The 14,524-nt window shown below is 70.9% G+C and carries 16 protein-coding genes; 13 read left to right on the top strand and 3 right to left on the bottom strand.

The annotated features are described in order from the left end of the window. Positions 1 to 6: 6 nt before the first annotated feature. The 13 genes from ACWEF2_RS00475 to ACWEF2_RS00415 all read left to right on the top strand — a co-directional run bounded on the left by ACWEF2_RS00475 (position 7) and on the right by ACWEF2_RS00415 (position 13,170). Complete coding sequence (locus ACWEF2_RS00475; RefSeq protein ID WP_453810847.1) at positions 7 to 1,161, top strand: glycosyltransferase family 9 protein; 1,155 nt, start codon at positions 7 to 9, stop codon at positions 1,159 to 1,161. Then, entirely contained in the window at positions 1,158 to 2,771 is a 1,614-nt protein-coding gene (locus tag ACWEF2_RS00470) for a carbamoyltransferase C-terminal domain-containing protein (RefSeq protein ID WP_453810846.1), read from the top strand. The genes ACWEF2_RS00475 and ACWEF2_RS00470 overlap by 4 nt, the downstream gene beginning before the upstream one ends. A 56-nt stretch (positions 2,772 to 2,827) precedes the next feature. Further along, a complete protein-coding gene (locus ACWEF2_RS00465) occupies positions 2,828 to 3,040 on the top strand; it encodes a phosphopantetheine-binding protein (RefSeq protein ID WP_453810845.1) in 213 nt (70 codons plus the stop codon). Then, positions 3,037 to 4,533: a D-glycero-beta-D-manno-heptose 1-phosphate adenylyltransferase gene (gene rfaE2, locus ACWEF2_RS00460; RefSeq protein ID WP_453810844.1), complete on the top strand. Its 1,497-nt coding sequence runs from the start codon at positions 3,037 to 3,039 to the stop codon at positions 4,531 to 4,533. Before ACWEF2_RS00465 ends, rfaE2 begins: the two co-directional genes overlap by 4 nt. Continuing rightward, on the top strand, positions 4,530 to 5,810 hold the full coding sequence (locus ACWEF2_RS00455; RefSeq protein WP_453810843.1) for a coproporphyrinogen-III oxidase family protein: 1,281 nt from the start codon (positions 4,530 to 4,532) through the stop codon (positions 5,808 to 5,810). Before rfaE2 ends, ACWEF2_RS00455 begins: the two co-directional genes overlap by 4 nt. A 23-nt stretch (positions 5,811 to 5,833) precedes the next feature. Next, positions 5,834 to 6,760, top strand: a complete 927-nt coding sequence (locus tag ACWEF2_RS00450) for an aspartyl/asparaginyl beta-hydroxylase domain-containing protein (protein WP_453810842.1) — start codon at positions 5,834 to 5,836, stop codon at positions 6,758 to 6,760. A gap of 36 nt (positions 6,761 to 6,796) precedes the next feature. Continuing rightward, positions 6,797 to 7,165 carry a bleomycin resistance protein gene (locus ACWEF2_RS00445; RefSeq protein ID WP_453810841.1) on the top strand — a complete coding sequence of 123 codons (369 nt, stop codon included), beginning with the start codon at positions 6,797 to 6,799 and terminating at the stop codon, positions 7,163 to 7,165. Positions 7,166 to 7,209: 44 nt separating this feature from the next. Further along, on the top strand, positions 7,210 to 7,770 hold the full coding sequence (locus ACWEF2_RS00440; RefSeq protein ID WP_453810840.1) for an ankyrin repeat domain-containing protein: 561 nt from the start codon (positions 7,210 to 7,212) through the stop codon (positions 7,768 to 7,770). Between the two features lie 17 nt (positions 7,771 to 7,787). Further along, positions 7,788 to 8,156: a DUF5990 family protein gene (locus tag ACWEF2_RS00435; RefSeq protein WP_453810839.1), complete on the top strand. Its 369-nt coding sequence runs from the start codon at positions 7,788 to 7,790 to the stop codon at positions 8,154 to 8,156. 354 nt (positions 8,157 to 8,510) lie between these two features. Next, positions 8,511 to 9,518, top strand: a complete 1,008-nt coding sequence (locus tag ACWEF2_RS00430; RefSeq protein ID WP_453810838.1) for an aspartyl/asparaginyl beta-hydroxylase domain-containing protein — start codon at positions 8,511 to 8,513, stop codon at positions 9,516 to 9,518. Next, positions 9,509 to 10,648: a DegT/DnrJ/EryC1/StrS family aminotransferase gene (locus ACWEF2_RS00425; protein ID WP_453810837.1), complete on the top strand. Its 1,140-nt coding sequence runs from the start codon at positions 9,509 to 9,511 to the stop codon at positions 10,646 to 10,648. The genes ACWEF2_RS00430 and ACWEF2_RS00425 overlap by 10 nt, the downstream gene beginning before the upstream one ends. A gap of 28 nt (positions 10,649 to 10,676) precedes the next feature. Then, positions 10,677 to 12,254, top strand: a complete 1,578-nt coding sequence (locus ACWEF2_RS00420; RefSeq protein ID WP_453810836.1) for a VOC family protein — start codon at positions 10,677 to 10,679, stop codon at positions 12,252 to 12,254. A 43-nt stretch (positions 12,255 to 12,297) separates the two neighbouring features. Then, the gene (locus tag ACWEF2_RS00415) at positions 12,298 to 13,170 is read left to right on the top strand and encodes a GNAT family N-acetyltransferase (protein ID WP_453811075.1); all 873 of its coding nucleotides are present in this window, start codon (positions 12,298 to 12,300) and stop codon (positions 13,168 to 13,170) included. Positions 13,171 to 13,221: 51 nt separating this feature from the next. Here ACWEF2_RS00415 and ACWEF2_RS00410 read toward each other — a convergent pair whose 3' ends face one another. The 3 genes from ACWEF2_RS00410 to ACWEF2_RS00400 form a co-directional block, all read right to left on the bottom strand. Continuing rightward, complete coding sequence (locus ACWEF2_RS00410; protein ID WP_453810835.1) at positions 13,222 to 13,647, bottom strand: DUF6326 family protein; 426 nt, start codon at positions 13,645 to 13,647, stop codon at positions 13,222 to 13,224. Positions 13,648 to 13,857: 210 nt separating this feature from the next. Continuing rightward, on the bottom strand, positions 13,858 to 14,091 hold the full coding sequence (locus tag ACWEF2_RS00405) for a helix-turn-helix transcriptional regulator (protein ID WP_453810834.1): 234 nt from the start codon (positions 14,089 to 14,091) through the stop codon (positions 13,858 to 13,860). Further along, positions 14,085 to 14,513, bottom strand: coding sequence for a hypothetical protein (locus ACWEF2_RS00400; protein WP_453810833.1), 429 nt, complete (start codon positions 14,511 to 14,513; stop codon positions 14,085 to 14,087). Before ACWEF2_RS00400 ends, ACWEF2_RS00405 begins: the two co-directional genes overlap by 7 nt. Between the last annotated feature and the right edge of the window lie 11 nt (positions 14,514 to 14,524).

Here is a 14,524-nt window from a genome sequence, read left to right as displayed (position 1 = left end):
GGTGTCATGACCGGCGTCCCGGGGACGGCCGACCGGATCGCGGTGTTCGCGCGGCTGCGCGGCCCGGGTCTGGGTGACCTCGTGCAGCGGAACATCCTGCTGTCGTTGCTGCGTCGCGCCCACCCGGGCGCCGAGGTCAGCCTCGTGGCCGGGACAGGGCTGGTCGACCACTTCTCCGAGCTGCTGACCGCGCACAGCTACGCCACCGATGTGATGCGCTGCCCCGACATCGGCGACTCCGATCCCCGGCGGTGGCGGGAGTTCCGGCAGACGCTGGCCGGCCGGGCCTTCCAGATGTGCGTGGTCGACCCGGACAGCAGGGACCTCGACGCGCGGGACGCCCGTGCCGCGGGGATCCCGGTCCGGGTGGCCCTGGCAACCGGCGGCCCGGCGGACGCGGCGATCACCCACCCGATCCGGCTGCCACCACCCCTGCTGGGACGGCCGGACCTCTACGACTATGCCAGGGCGGTGGCCGCCGCGATCGGGCCGGCGCCGACCCTCCGGCCGGGCGAGGTCGTCCCCCCGCTGCCGACGCGCCCGGAGCGGATACCGGAGCTGGACTCCCCGGCGCCCAGGGTCGCGGTGCACCCCGGTGGCGCGCGGCACTGGAATCGGCGCTGGCCACCGGCCCACTACGCCACGCTGTGCGTCCGGCTGGCCGACGAGCTCGGTGCGAGCATCTACCTGCTGGGCACCGACGAGGAGAAGCCGGAGCTGATGTCGTTGCGCCGGGAGGTGCTCGGCCGGCGGCCGGGCACACGCGTCCATCTCGCGGCGGGCGAGACCCTCAACCGGACGGCCACCCTCCTCGCCGGTGTCGATCTGCTGGTCGGCAACGACTCGGCGCCCGCCCACCTGGCCGCCGCGCTGCGCACACCGACGGTGGTGGTCTACGGGCCGACCGGAACAGAGTTCCTGTGGACGCGGGTCTATCCCCGGCACCGCGGGGTGTCACTGCGCTATCCGTGCCAGGACCTGCTGCACGCGGCCGAAGACGTCGCGTCCCGGCGGTGCGGGCACGGCTGCCCCGTGGCGTACCTGTCCATGGAGGGGCCGTATCCGAAATGTCTGACCGACCTTCCCGTGGACGAGGTGTGGCGAGCGGTGGCGGGCCAGCTCTCCGCCGTCTGCGGACGACCAGGCGGGAGCCCGAGATGAGTACGGAAAGCGTCCGCAACATCCTGTCCGTCAACTTCAACCACGACGGCTCCGCGGTGGTGCTGTCGGAGGGCCGGATCCGGGGCTACGTCAACACCGAACGCTTCTCCCGTGTCAAGAAACATCCCGGCCTGCGGGCCGCCGACCTCGCCGAACTGCTCGACCAGGCGGGATTGGAACTGGCCGACCTCGACCATGTCATGCTCTGCAACCTGCACAACATGGACTCGCCGGACATTGTCCGCCTGCACGGCTCCGACCTGAAGGAGTCGTGGTTCGAGTTCTGGGTCAACCAGCGCAACACCGTCGTGAACATCGACGGTCACCGCATCCCGTGCACCGTCAACCCCGAACACCATCTGATCCACGCGGCCACGGCCTACTTCACCTCGCCGTTCGAGAGCTCGGTCGCGCTGGCCGTCGACCCCACGGGGTGCAGGGCGTTTCTCGGGCGGGACAACAAGCTCTACCCGCTCCGCCGCGACTACGACAAGTGGTTCAACGCCAACATCGGCTACTGCTCGGTCTCCGAGCTGCTTTTCGGGTCGAGCATCGTCGGCGCCGGCAAGGTCATGGGCCTGGCGCCCTACGGCCGACCCGCCGCGGACGTCGAGCCACCCGACAACCTCGTCGACTTCGAACAGCTCGTCAGGTTCGCCGAGCGCGCCCCCGTCCACGTCCAGGCCGGTGGCCGATCCCTCAACGCCACCCTGGCCTACTACATCCAGCTCGGCCTGGAACGCCAGATGGCGGCCGTGTTCGCCGATCTCGCCCCGATCTGCGGCCGCAACGGGATCAACCTTGACATCTGCCTCTCCGGTGGCACGGTGCTCAACGCGATCGCCACGCAGCTCGCCTTCGCCGGATCGGACTTCGAGCGCATCCACTTCCACCCGGCCTGCGGAGACGACGGCACGGCGATCGGCGCCGCCCTGTGGTACTGGCACCACGTCCTCGGCAACCCGCGCCTCCCCCACGACAACGCCGGCCTGATGTATTCGGTCCGCACCTACGACCAGCGGGCCGTCGAACGGGCCCTGGCCGCCCACGCCGACCGGCTGGTGATCGAGTCGGTGCCCGGCTACATCGGCAAGACCGCTGAGCTGCTGGCCGGCGGCGCGGTGGTCGGATGGTGGGACGGCGCCAGCGAGGTCGGCCCGCGCGCGCTGGGCCGCCGCAGCATTCTGGCCGACCCCCGGGATCCGGCCATGCGGGACCGGCTCAACGCGCGGGTGAAGTTCCGCGAGCACTTCCGCCCGTTCGCCCCGTCGGTGCTCAACGAGCGGGCCACCGAATGGTTCGGCCTGCGAGACAGCCCCTTCATGCTCCGAGCGGTCCCCGTCCGGCGCCCGGCGCAGGTGCCGGCGATCAACCACGTGGACGGCACCGCCCGCCTCCAGACCGTGTCCCGCCAGGACAACCCGGCGTTCCACCACCTCATCGCCGCCTTCGAGGACCGTACCGGAGTACCGATGGTGCTGAACACCAGCCTCAACACCAAGGGCGAGCCGATCGTGGAGACTCCACAGGACGCGGTGCGCACCCTGCTCACCTGCGAGCTGGACTACCTCGTGCTGCCGCACACTCTGGTCAGCAGACGGGGGGCGTGATGGTCGGGGGGTGGTTACGGGCACGGCGACGCCGCCGGTTGACGGACAGGCTCACCGTGATCTGGTGCGATGTGCTCGGCCTTGAGCGCATCGGGCCGCAGGAGGAGTTCCTGGAACTGGGCGGGGACTCCGTCGCCGCGATCCGGATCATCGGCCTGACCGAGGAGATGGCCGGCACGGAGCTGTCGATCCAGCTGCTGCTGGAGACCCGCACCGTCGCTGGCATGGCCGAACGGCTGGAGCGGATCCTGGCGGGGGAGAGGCCGTGAACACGGACCTGGTCGGCGTGCTCGACGCGGTCGCGGGGCTGCGGGTGCTCGTGATCGGCGACGCGATTCTCGACCGTTACACCTACGGCCGGTCGGACCGGATGTGCCGGGAGGCGCCGGTGCCGGCCGTCGCCGTGGAATCCGATGTCGAGCAGGCCGGGGGAGCGGCCAACACCGCGGTCAACGCCCGCGCGCTCGGCGCGACGCCCACGCTGCTGTCGGTGCTCGGCGCGGACGCCGACGCCGATCGGCTGGGCACGGTGCTGAGGGCACACGGCGTCGCGATCCACGGCCTGCTCCGCGTACCCGGCAGGGCGACGCCCTTCCGCCAACGCGTGCTGGCGGATGGGCAGATGCTTCTCCGGCTGGACAGGGGGGAGGTCACGCCGATCCCGGGCGGGACGGCGGGCGAGCTGATCCGCGGGCTGGACGCCGAGCTGGCCACGGCGGACGTCCTCATCGTGTCCGACAACGCCTCGGGCGTGGTGACCCCGCCCCTGGTGGCCGAGCTCGCGGCACGCCGCGGCCGAGGGCCGGGCACCGTGGTCGTGGACTCCCGCGACCCTGCGGCGTTCCGCGGCCTGCGGGCCACCGCGATCAAACCGAACTACGCCGAGGCGTTGCGCGCGGCCGGCGTTCCGGACATCCCGTGCCGGAACCGGATCCGGCACGTCCACGGCCTCGGCGGCGACCTGCTCGCCCGCACCGGCGCGGACCTGGTCGCGTTGACCCTGGACGCCGAGGGCGCCCTGGTGTTCCAGCACGGCCGGCCCCCCACGCGCACCTACGCGCGCGGCGGTGCGGCGAGGTCCACGGTCGGGGCCGGCGACACGTTCACCGTGGCGCTCGCGCTCGCGCTGGCCGTCGGCGCCGACACCGGAGCCGCCGCGGAGTTCGCCTCGGCGGCGGCCGGCGCCGCCGTCGCCGGCCCCGGGACGGCCGTCTGCGACGCCGGCGAGCTGCGGCGCAGGCTCTCCGGCACCACCAAGATCGGCACCCTGGACGGGGTGCTCGGCTGGCGTGCCGAGGCGAGCCGCAGAGACCAGAGGGTGGTGTTCACCAACGGCTGCTTCGACATCCTGCACGGCGGCCACGTCTCGCTCCTCGGCCGGGCCAAGGAACTGGGCGACGTGCTGGTCGTGGGCGTCAACTCCGACGAGAGCGTGCGCCGGGTCAAGGGGGCGCGGCGCCCGGTGAACCCGCTGCCCGAACGGATGCGCGTGCTGGCGGCGCTGAGCTGCGTGGACCTCGTCGTCCCCTTCGGCGGGGACAGCCCGTCGGACCTGATCGAGGCGGTCAGGCCCGACGTCTACGTCAAGGGTGCCGACTACACCCTCCGGACGCTTCCCGAGGCACCGCTTGTGGAGCGGCTGGGCGGTGTGGTGCACCTGCTCCGCCTCGTCGACGACGCGTCGACCACGGGCATCATCCGGCGCATTCACGCGCTGGCCACCACAGGACCGACCGAACGAGCACCGGGAGGAAACCGGTGAACCAACCACGCACGATCAGCCCGCGGCACCTTCTCACCGCGATCGCCGAGGTGGTCGGGGACGACCCCGTCAGGCAACTCGCGGTGTACGTGCACATCCCGTTCTGCTCGTCGAAGTGCCACTTCTGCGACTGGGTCACCGACATCCAGGTGGGGAGGCTGCGCAGCGCCGCCGCCGGCAGGTCCCCCTACATCGCCGCGCTGTGCGATCAGATCCGCTTCTACGGGCCACAGCTGACCAGGCTCGGCTACCGGCCGACGGTGATGTACTGGGGCGGCGGCACCCCCACCCGGCTGGCTCCGGACGAGATGCGGGCGATCAAGGCCGCGCTGGACGACTCGTTCGACCTCTCCGGGCTCGTCCAGTGGTCGATGGAGACCACCCCCAACGACCTCGACCCGGACAAGCTCGCGGCGATGCGGGAGATGGGCGTCGACCGGGTGAGCGTGGGGCTGCAGTCGCTCAACCCCTACCAGCTCCGGAAGGCGGGCCGGGCCCACAGCCGTGAGCAGGCACTGGCCGCCGTCCCGATGCTGCGCCAGGCGGGGATCACCAACTTCAACGTCGACCTGATCTCCGGTTTCCCCGGTGAGGACCGGGAGTCCTTCCTCCGCACGCTGGAGGAGGTCCTCGAACTGGACCCGCCGCACATCTCCGTCTACCCGTACCGCGCCACGCCGAAGACGGTGATGGCCATGCAACTGGACCGCGAGTTCCTCCAAGCCCACCGGCAGCACGACATGGTCGCCGTCTACGAGATGGCGATGGAGTCGCTGGGGCGGGCCGGCTACCACGAGTACTGCCACGGATACTGGGTCCGCGACGCCGCCCACGAGGACCACGACGGCAACTACAAGTACGACCTCGCCGGCGACAAGATCGGCTTTGGCAGCGGCGCCGAGTCGATCATCGGGCACCATCTGCTGTGGAACGAGAACACCAGGTACGCGGCGTACCTGAGTGATCCCCGCACCTTCTCCCTGGCGCACCGGTTCACCCTCGACGAGCCGGAACGGCTCACCGCCCCCGTCGGCGGCGCGCTGATGACCAGGCAGGGTGTGGACTTCGCCCGGTTCCACCGGCTGACCGGGCTGTCCTTCGCCGAGCTGCGCGCGACCGGCTACTTCACCCGGTGGTTTCAGGTGCTGGAGGAGTGCGGGGCGAGGTTCCTCGAAAGCGACACCGGCGTCCGCATGGACCCCGCCGTCATGCACAAGGCGTACATCACCCATCTCGCCCACGTGACGGCAGGCGGGCTGGCCCCGCAGCGGGCATGACCCGAACAGAAGGGAGCCGCCCCATGCGAGCGGATCCGGCACCTCGCCGCTCCGACGACGTGCGCCGGCACTATTCCGAGCTCGTCGACGCCCTGCGGGCCGGCGGCGACGCCGAGGCCGCCCGCCAGGCCGCCGACCTGGCGGTGACTCAAGGGGTGTGGCGGCACGCGCTGCAACGTCCCACGCACTACGTCCCCTCTCTCGACCCGCGCCCGGTCTACGATCCGGCCGACTTCTGGTTCACCGGCTATCTGCGGGAGAACCACGAGAGGATCCGGGCGGAGCTCGACGCGGTGACCCGCCCGGCCGAGCAGGGGTTCCTGCCGGTTGAGGAGCCCCTGCTCGGCCGGGGCCGCTGGGAGCAGGTGACCTTCTACGAGACCGGGGTCCGGTTCGACGACGCCTGCGCCCGGTTCCCGGTCACCGCCGGCGTCGTCGACGGTATCCCGGAGGCCACCGCGGCCGGGCCGGGCGTGGTGACCCTGTCATGGCTCTACCCGGGAACGCACATCGTGCCGCACTGCGGCGGATCCAACGCCAGGCTGCGGGTCCATCTCGGCCTGCGCGTGCCCGAGGGGCCCAGAATCCGCGTCGGCACCGAACTGCTGACGTGGGAGGAGGGGGGATGCCTGGTGTTCGACGACTCGTTCGAGCACGAGGTCTGGCACGACGGCGACCGGCCCCGGGTGATCCTCCTGCTGGACGTCTGCCACCCGGCGCTGGACGCGGCGACACGCGAATGGATGTTGTCCGGAAGGGCGTCCTTTGCCGATCGCATGACCGCCTATATGAGAGAACGAGGAATCGAACGGGTTGAAATCCACGGTGACGGCGTAACCTTTTCACCGAATACCGGCGCGGTCAGTCTGGTGCGCCGCCACCTTCAGAAAATGGGGGCCTCCGCCGTGGAACTCCACGACGGCGAGCTGAGATATGAGAAGATCAATTGAATGAGTGCCCTGCGCTTTAGTGAGGAGGAAACAGCTGTGGCCAAGCTGACCGGTGCCGTTCCGGTGCTCGCCGCGCGTGACGTGTCCGGAACTGTCGATTTCTGGACCAGCCGGCTCGGATTCGTTCAGGATTTCGCCGAGGACGACTTCGCGGGCGTGGTCCGGGACGACGTGACCCTCTACATCAGCTGGGTGGAGGAGCAGGTGGTGTCGGACAACACCCAGGCATGGGTGAGCGTGCGCGGCCTGGACGAGGTGTACGCCGAGTGGGCCGCGGTGGTGTCCACCGACTTCGGCGACACCTCCGGCCCGGCGATGACCGGGATCGGCGAACGGCCGTGGGGGCGGGAGTTCGCCCTGCGCGACCCGGCCGGCAACTGCGTTCACTTCGTGGCCGAGGACTGACCCGGCCCGGCGGCCACCGGGCACTGCCAGGACAGGAGGAGAGCATGGCGGGGACTTCGAGGCTCGTCACGGCGGCGCGCGAGGGTGACGTGAACGCCCTGCGCACCGCCTTGAGCGGTGAGGCGGATCCGGCCGAGCGCGACGAGCACGGCTGGGCCGCGCTGGACTGGGCGGCCGGGCGCGGTGACGTCGAGGCGGTGCGGGCGCTGCTGGCGGCGGGCGCCGACCCCCGCGCGACCGGTCCCGAGAGCCGGACGCCCTACGAGATCGCCCTGGCGGCCGGGAGGACGGCCGCGGCCCGGCTGCTGCGGGAGGTCACCGGGGAGGGCGCGACCGGCTGGCGGCCGTACTGCAAGGCCTACCTCCTGGGCGCCCTCCGCTCGTTTCCAGGCTGGTCGGAGGCCCGCGACGAGGGCCTGACCGAGGAGACCGTGGTCTACCTGCACCATGACCTCACCGTGACGCGCTCCATCTGGCACGGCGAGGACGGGGTGTGGTCCGGCCCCTCCGCGGAGTGGGAGCACTTCTGCCGGCGGGAGCTGGGGTTCCGGGTGCCGGACGACCTCGACCTGGTGGCCGCCGAGGACGGGGCGGGGGAGCGGTGACGGCGGGGGAGCGGACCGTGCGGGTCGTGGTGGTCTGGCCGGACCCGAGAGACGACGGGGAGGTGGGGTTGCAGGACAGGTCGGGCGGGTTGGTCGAGGGCCGGCGCGAGCCGGACGGGTCGCTGCGGTACGAGGCCGACGTCCGGGTGCGGCCCGGCAGGGGCGGCGGGGCGCTCGACTTCACCGGGCCCCACGTGCACGGCCCGGCGGGTGAGCGCTTCCTCTACCTGAGCTTCCGGCGGCCGGACGGCTCCGGCTGGGCCCGCCGGAGCAAGATCATGCTGCCGGAGAGCGCCCCCGGCGAGGGCGCGACGTTGCGGGTGACCGTGGTGGACGCGTCGGGGAGCCGGGCCCGGCTCGACGCGGCCGGCTGGACGGTCGGGTAGCGGCGGCGAGGCCGATCGGGCACGACCTCCCGGGAGGGCACCTCTGCTCCGCGGCCACCAAAGGTCACCAACGGTGAGACTCCGACGGCTCCGCTCTTTTTCGAAAGAGGTTGTTTCCGGGAGACGGCCGTTCCACGGCGGACGGCAGATGAGAACGATGGATATCGCCCGACCTGCCCTGTCGACAGGGTGCGTACCGGGTTGTCTAATAGAATCAGAATTAATCAGGTAACGAGTATACGCAGTGGGGAAATATGTGTGATTGCCGGGATGTGGATGAATTCCGTCGGACGGGCCTTTTTGTCGCCGTCATCGGCCGACGCGGCCGGCGCCGCACGGGAAGACGGGGACGTCATGGCCGGGGAACAGGAGGTCGATGTGAACGAGAGCGCCGGGACACGCGCTTATCTCATGCAGATGGTGCGCCGGTATTACGGCAATCTGATTGACGCCTGGCACTACTCCGAACAGCCGGACAAGGCATGGGAGTGTGCCGAACAGGCCGTCCGGCAGGGGGTGTGGGATCACCCGATGCAGCGTGCCAGGGAGCACATTCCCGGATTGGCCGCGCATCCGGTGCACGACCCGGCGCAGTTCTGGTTCACCGGCTACCTGGAGGAGAACTACCCCCGCATACGGGCCGAGGTCGAGCGGGTGCTCAACGCGCCGATGGACCCGGTAAGGCCCACGGTCGAAGACCGCGCGCTCATCCGGCGGGGCACCTGGAAGCAGGCCCACCTCTTCCGCGACGGCCGATGGCAGGAACAGGTGTGCGCGCGGTTCCCGGTGACGGCGGGCATCCTGGAGCAGGTGCCCGAGGTGACCACGCTCAGCCCGGGCGTCATCACGATGTCGCGAGTGTCTCCGGGCACGCACATCATGCCGCACTGCGGCCCGACCAACGCGGTCCTGCGCATCCACCTCCCGCTCATCGTCCCGGCCGGCCTGACCCTGAGGGTCGCCGGCCGGCGGATGCGGTGGGTGGAGGGGAGGTGCCTGGTGTTCGACGACTCGTTCGAGCACGAGGTCCGGCACGAGGGAACCGAGGACCGGGTGGTGCTGATCCTCGACATCCTGCACCCCGGCCTCGACGGTGACCACCGGGAGCGCCTGCTGCAACGGCGGCGGACGTTCGAGGAGCAGATGGTGGACTTCCTCCGGGAACACGGCATGGAACGCGTGGAGACCCGCGACGGCACGGTCGTCTTCCACCCCAACGCGACCGTGCGTGAGGAACTCGCCTACTACATGGCCGTCACAGGGGTTACGGGGGCCGAGGTGCGCGGCGACGAGGTCGTCTGGCACCGGGGGGATCGACCCGCCTCACCCGCCGGCACCGCGGAGGCGTCGGCATGGGGTTGATCAACGTCTTTCAACCCACCCTCGGGGAGGAGGAGCTGGCCGCCGTCCGCGAGGTCTTCGAGAGCGGCTGGATCGGCCGCGGCCCGCGGACCAAGGCGTTCGAGGCGGACTTCGCGGCGCACCTCGGCGTCCCGCCGAACCACGTCGTCTCGGTGAGCTGCTGCACCGAGGGCCTGTTCCTCGCCATGGAGCTGCTGGGGGCCGGCCCCGGCGACGAGGTCGTGCTCCCCTCGATCAGCTTCGTCGGCGCGGCCAACGCGATCGCCTCACGGGGGGCGCGCCCCGTCTTCTGCGACGTGGACCCGCACACCCTGAACCCCACCGCCGGGCACGTCGCTGAGAAGCTCACCCCACGCACGAAGTCCGTGGTGCTACTACACTACGGCGGCTACCCCGGGCACGTCGCGGAGATCGCGGCCCTGTGCCGGGAACGTGGCGTCGCGCTCGTCGAGGACGCCGCCTGTGCCGTCGTGTCCCGGGTGGACGGCCGCGCCTGCGGGACCTTCGGCGATGTCGGGGTGTGGAGCTTCGACGCGATGAAGATCCTCGTCACCGGCGACGGCGGAATGCTGTACCTCCGGGACCCGGCACTCGCGGCCCGGGCGAGGAGCCTCATCCACCTGGGCCTGGAGCAGGACGGCGGTTACACCGGCGCCGGTGCCCGGGACCGGTGGTGGGAGTTCCAGGTGACCGCGTTCGCCCGCCGTTCCATCACCAACGACATCGCGGCCACCATCGGCAGCGTGCAGCTACGACGACTCCCGGAGTTCGTGGAACGCCGGCGGGCGATCGCCGGTTACTACGACGAGCACCTGTCCACTGTGGAGAACGTGAGGTGCCCGCCGCCGCTGCCGGAGGGGCACGCGTCCTCCGCCTACTTCTACTGGGTGCAGATGAGCCCGTCGGCTCGCGACACGGTGGCGCGGCGACTGTACGAGCGAGGGGTCTACACGACGTTCCGCTACGCGCCGCTGCACCTCGTGGCAGCCTACCGATCCCGGGAGCGACTGCCCGGCGCCGAGCGCGCGGCGGAGGAGACGCTCTGCCTCCCGCTGCACCAGGCACTGACGGACGGCGACGTCGAGACCGTCGTCACCGAAGCGCGAGCGGCGTTCAAGGCGGTTCGCTGAGCCGCTTTCCGGACCGGAGGGAACCGTTATGGGGCAGTCTTGGTGGTCGTTGAGCGGAGCGGAGGGCGTACCCTGCCTGCTCGTCGGCGACCTGCACCGCGCAGCCGAGTACTACCGGGACGTCCTCGGCTTCGACCTGGTCGAATCGATGGGAGATCCGCCGGCCATGGTCTTCGCCCGCCGGGCGGAAGGGTCGCTGCTGCTCCAGGCCGCGCCGGACGACGGGGGGAGCCTCTCGCACCGGAGGTTCGCCGACGGGTCCTGGGACGCGCTGTTCTTCGTTGACGACATCGACCGGGTCGCGGCGCGGCTACGGGCCGACCGGGCGAGCATCGAGTTCGGCATCGGGATCACCGGGGTCTCGGAGCGGACTCTGGAGGTTCGGGACGAGTGGGGGAACATCCTGGCGTTCGCCGCCACCTACGACGGCCTGCGCCAGGCGCTGCGGCACGTGGTGCGCCGGACGGTTCCGGCACGCGTGCGGGTGGCGCGGCGCGACCACCGCCTCGCCCGCCAGGAACGCCCGGAGCTGATCGCCTTCCAGCGCTTCTACCACCGGCTGGAGCGCAAGCGCGATCCGGTGTTCATGTTCTTCACGACCGGCCTGATGCACTGGATGGTCAGCGCGGAGCGGCACGTTCCCCCCGATGTCAACCTGGTCCTCCTCGGCTCCGGGCTGTCGGAGGACGAGCAGAGGTGGATCCGGGACAACCTCGACCGCCCCTTCCACAACGTGGGGCTGGAGATCGACGACAACACGGCGTGGGAGTTCCTCTTCGCCACCAACCGGTTCGACTTCGCCTACATGGACATCGACTGTTTCGTGCTGGAACCTTCACTGTTCAGCGACATGATGCGGTTCCCGGGCGACGCCGCGGTCAACGCCGTCTGGACCTACGAGGCGGCCCCCGGGATCCCCATCGGCTGCACGCACCTCGTGGCCGTCAACGTCGAGGCCGTCCGCGAGCTGCGGCGCCGTAACCGCTACATGAGCCCTACCAACTACGACTGGGAGGGCTCCATGGTGCCGACCCTGCACCATCGGACCTACTGCCGTGTGCCCACGCCCCGGCAACGCCGGATGCTGCTGCAGGTGCTGCCCGCCGACGAACGTGGCAGGCCGAGGTCGCCCGGCGCCTCGCCGTTCTTCGACACCCTCGTCGCCTACCAGCTCATGGCGGCGACCGCGGGCTACCGGACCCACCCGGTACGACCCCTGGCCCATCGAACGCAGGCGATGTTCGCCGAGCAGAGCGCGGCGGACGAGCATCGGGTGTGGCAGCAGGACATGACCGACGAGGTGGTGCACGTGGGCGGTATCTCCTACTACAGCCGCGTTTTTCACGCCTCCGACCTGCGCCGGCTCTACCTGTCCTCGGAGTACACGATCCTGAGCGGCGTCGCCGGACGGCTGCCCGGGGCCTACACCGAGCGGCTGCGCTCGATCTCCCGCCGGCTGGGGAACCTGGATGTGAAGCCGGAGGAGGCGCCGGCGCTGATCTTCCGCCATCTCGTGCGGGACCGCGGGCTCTCCGTGACAACGGCCGAACGCGTGCTGGGACGGCCCGTTCCCGGGCATCTCCCGGCCGCCGGATCCGGGAGATGATAGAAAAGGAAGGGATCTTGTTCTGGAGGACCTCCTGGTGGAAATGACGACTTCCAGGCTGCGCCTAGCCCCACTGGACCCGGACCGCGACGCCCCGGGGCTGCACGCCGCGTTCGGTGACCCCGAGGTGATGCGCTGGTGGAATCATCCGGTCTGCGCCGACGTGGCGGCCACCCGGGAGCGGCTGCGGGAGGGCGCCGGCCGCCCCGGCGCCCATCTGTGGACGATATCGCTCGCCGAGGGCGGTGAGCCCGCCGGCATGGTCGGGCTGCTGGGCGGGGTCGCCGTTCCCGGGCTGACCTGGTTGCTGCGCAGGGACGCCTGGGGCCGTGGCCTCGCCACCGAGGCGGCCGACGCCGCGGTGGGGCACGCGCTCCACCGGTTGGGCCTGGCCCATGTGGAGGCATGGGTGGAGGCCGCGAACGACCGCTCGCTGGCGGTGGCCCGCCGGATCGGGCTCGCCGAACGCGGCCGGCTGGCGCAGCGGTACCCGCACCGTGAGCGGCCACACGAGATGGTCGTGCTGGGGCGGGCGGCCGCTGGCGAACCCACCGCCGTGCTCAACGCCGAGGTGGCCCTCCCCGTGCGGGACGTGACGGCCGGGCTCACCCTGCTGGAGGCCGCACTGGGCGGCAGGACGCTCTTCACGGCGGGCGACCCGCCGTACGTGGCGGGCGTGGGCTTCGGCCCGTGGAGCGTCGGGCCGCGGCTTCGGCTCGTGGCGACGCGGCGCTGGCGGATCGCACGGGTCACGCTGTATCTCGACGCCGGGACCGAGTTCGAGGCGCTCCACCGGCGCGCGGTGGCGGCAGGGGCCCGCGTCGTCCATCCGCCCGCCGAGAAACCCTGGGGCACCCGCGAGTTCGTCCTCCGGCTCCCCGAGGGACACCACATCGTGCTGACCGCACCGGCCTGATCCGGCGCCGGGGAACCCCGGGCCGGACGCCGGCGCCGGGCGCGCGGCCGATCAGCCGGGGAGCAACGACGGATCCGGGGCGGGGGTGGTCTCCGCGGCACGCCAGGTCCACGCGTAACGGACGATCAGTGCCGTGCACAGGATCTCGACGACGCTGAAGAACAGGTAGTAACCGGCCGGAGAACCGGCGAACAGCGTCGCCAGCTGAACGACGGTCATGACCGTGCCGGCGACGATGTTGGCCCAGCGGTTCGCCCGGCGTTCCAGCAGCCGGGAGGCCAGGATCATGGCGATCGGAATCTCCATCAGCACCGAGGCGCCCAGCAGGAACCCCTGGCTGATGTCCATTCCGCCCACGCTCCCGGCCAGGTACTGCCGCAACATCCCGGAGTCCATCAGCCCCACGATGTCACAGTAGAGATAGTTGAACATCACGAAGATCCACATTAGGGAGAGCCTCGCTCGCGTGTCCTTCATTCCAACGCTCCTTGTCTTGTATGGTCCCGCCCGCTACGGGCCGGGGTGTCACCATGTGGTCACCGGGTGGCCGGGCAGGCCCGGAGCGGCCCCGAACCGCCGGGGCACGGCACGCCCCGCCCGGCGGCTCCGTGGTGCGCTCTGAGCCCGCCTTGATGTCGTGCGGCGGAAATACGGCAGCCGAGCCGTCGACATCCCGGACGACCGCCCTCATGCCGTCCCCTCCGGGGAGTCCGGGTACTGGAACACGTCGTCGAGCCGGACGCCGAACACGTGGGCGATCCGGAAGGCCATCTCCAGGCTCGGTGAGTACCGGCCCTGCTCGATGGCGATGACGGTCTGCCGCGTCACGCCGATGCGCGCGGCGAGCTCGGCCTGCGTCATCTCGTCGTTCGCGAAGCGCAGCGAGCGGATGGAGTTCGTGACGCGTGTCGGCTTCACCACTGGGGGAGGCCCCCGCGGTAGGCGACGATCTTCGTGATCGAGCCGAGGACCGCGGACAGCGCGAAGCACAGATAGATCACGTTGGCGATCCAGAACCGGTCCCACCCTGCCATCGCCATGAGCATCGCCGCGACCGCGCCGATGACGACGAACGACTGACCGGTGTACTCGCCGAGCCGCCCGATCTCCCTGTCCCGCACGTCCTTGGCCCGAGACGCCCTCGGGGTCACGACACCGATCCCGATCTCGGCCACGATCGACGCCACGATGGCCGCGCCGACGGTCCACAGCAGGGTGGCGGCGTAGGGGACGTCGGGCAGCGGCCGTCCGCCCGCGCGGCTCACGACGGTGACCAGGTACGCGGTGTACGCGACCACGGCGACGACCAGCATGATCCAGGAGCGCTTCTCTTCATGCGTCACCACGGACCTCC

The sequence above is a fragment of the Streptosporangium sp. NPDC004631 genome (assembly GCF_053601935.1).
The sequence above is the reverse complement of the archived record's forward strand: the minus strand, read 5'-3'. Positions and strand labels throughout refer to the sequence as shown.

Coding starts and splice junctions, on each gene's coding strand:
- ACWEF2_RS00470 (WP_453810846.1), top strand. CDS start 1,158: ATGAGTACGGAAAGCGTCCGCAACATCCTGTCCGTCAACTTCAACCAC.
- ACWEF2_RS00420 (WP_453810836.1), top strand. CDS start 10,677: ATGGGGCAGTCTTGGTGGTCGTTGAGCGGAGCGGAGGGCGTACCCTGC.
- ACWEF2_RS00475 (WP_453810847.1), top strand. CDS start 7: ATGACCGGCGTCCCGGGGACGGCCGACCGGATCGCGGTGTTCGCGCGG.
- ACWEF2_RS00430 (WP_453810838.1), top strand. CDS start 8,511: ATGGCCGGGGAACAGGAGGTCGATGTGAACGAGAGCGCCGGGACACGC.
- ACWEF2_RS00440 (WP_453810840.1), top strand. CDS start 7,210: ATGGCGGGGACTTCGAGGCTCGTCACGGCGGCGCGCGAGGGTGACGTG.
- ACWEF2_RS00415 (WP_453811075.1), top strand. CDS start 12,298: ATGACGACTTCCAGGCTGCGCCTAGCCCCACTGGACCCGGACCGCGAC.
- ACWEF2_RS00425 (WP_453810837.1), top strand. CDS start 9,509: ATGGGGTTGATCAACGTCTTTCAACCCACCCTCGGGGAGGAGGAGCTG.
- ACWEF2_RS00410 (WP_453810835.1), bottom strand. CDS start 13,647: ATGAAGGACACGCGAGCGAGGCTCTCCCTAATGTGGATCTTCGTGATG.
- ACWEF2_RS00450 (WP_453810842.1), top strand. CDS start 5,834: ATGCGAGCGGATCCGGCACCTCGCCGCTCCGACGACGTGCGCCGGCAC.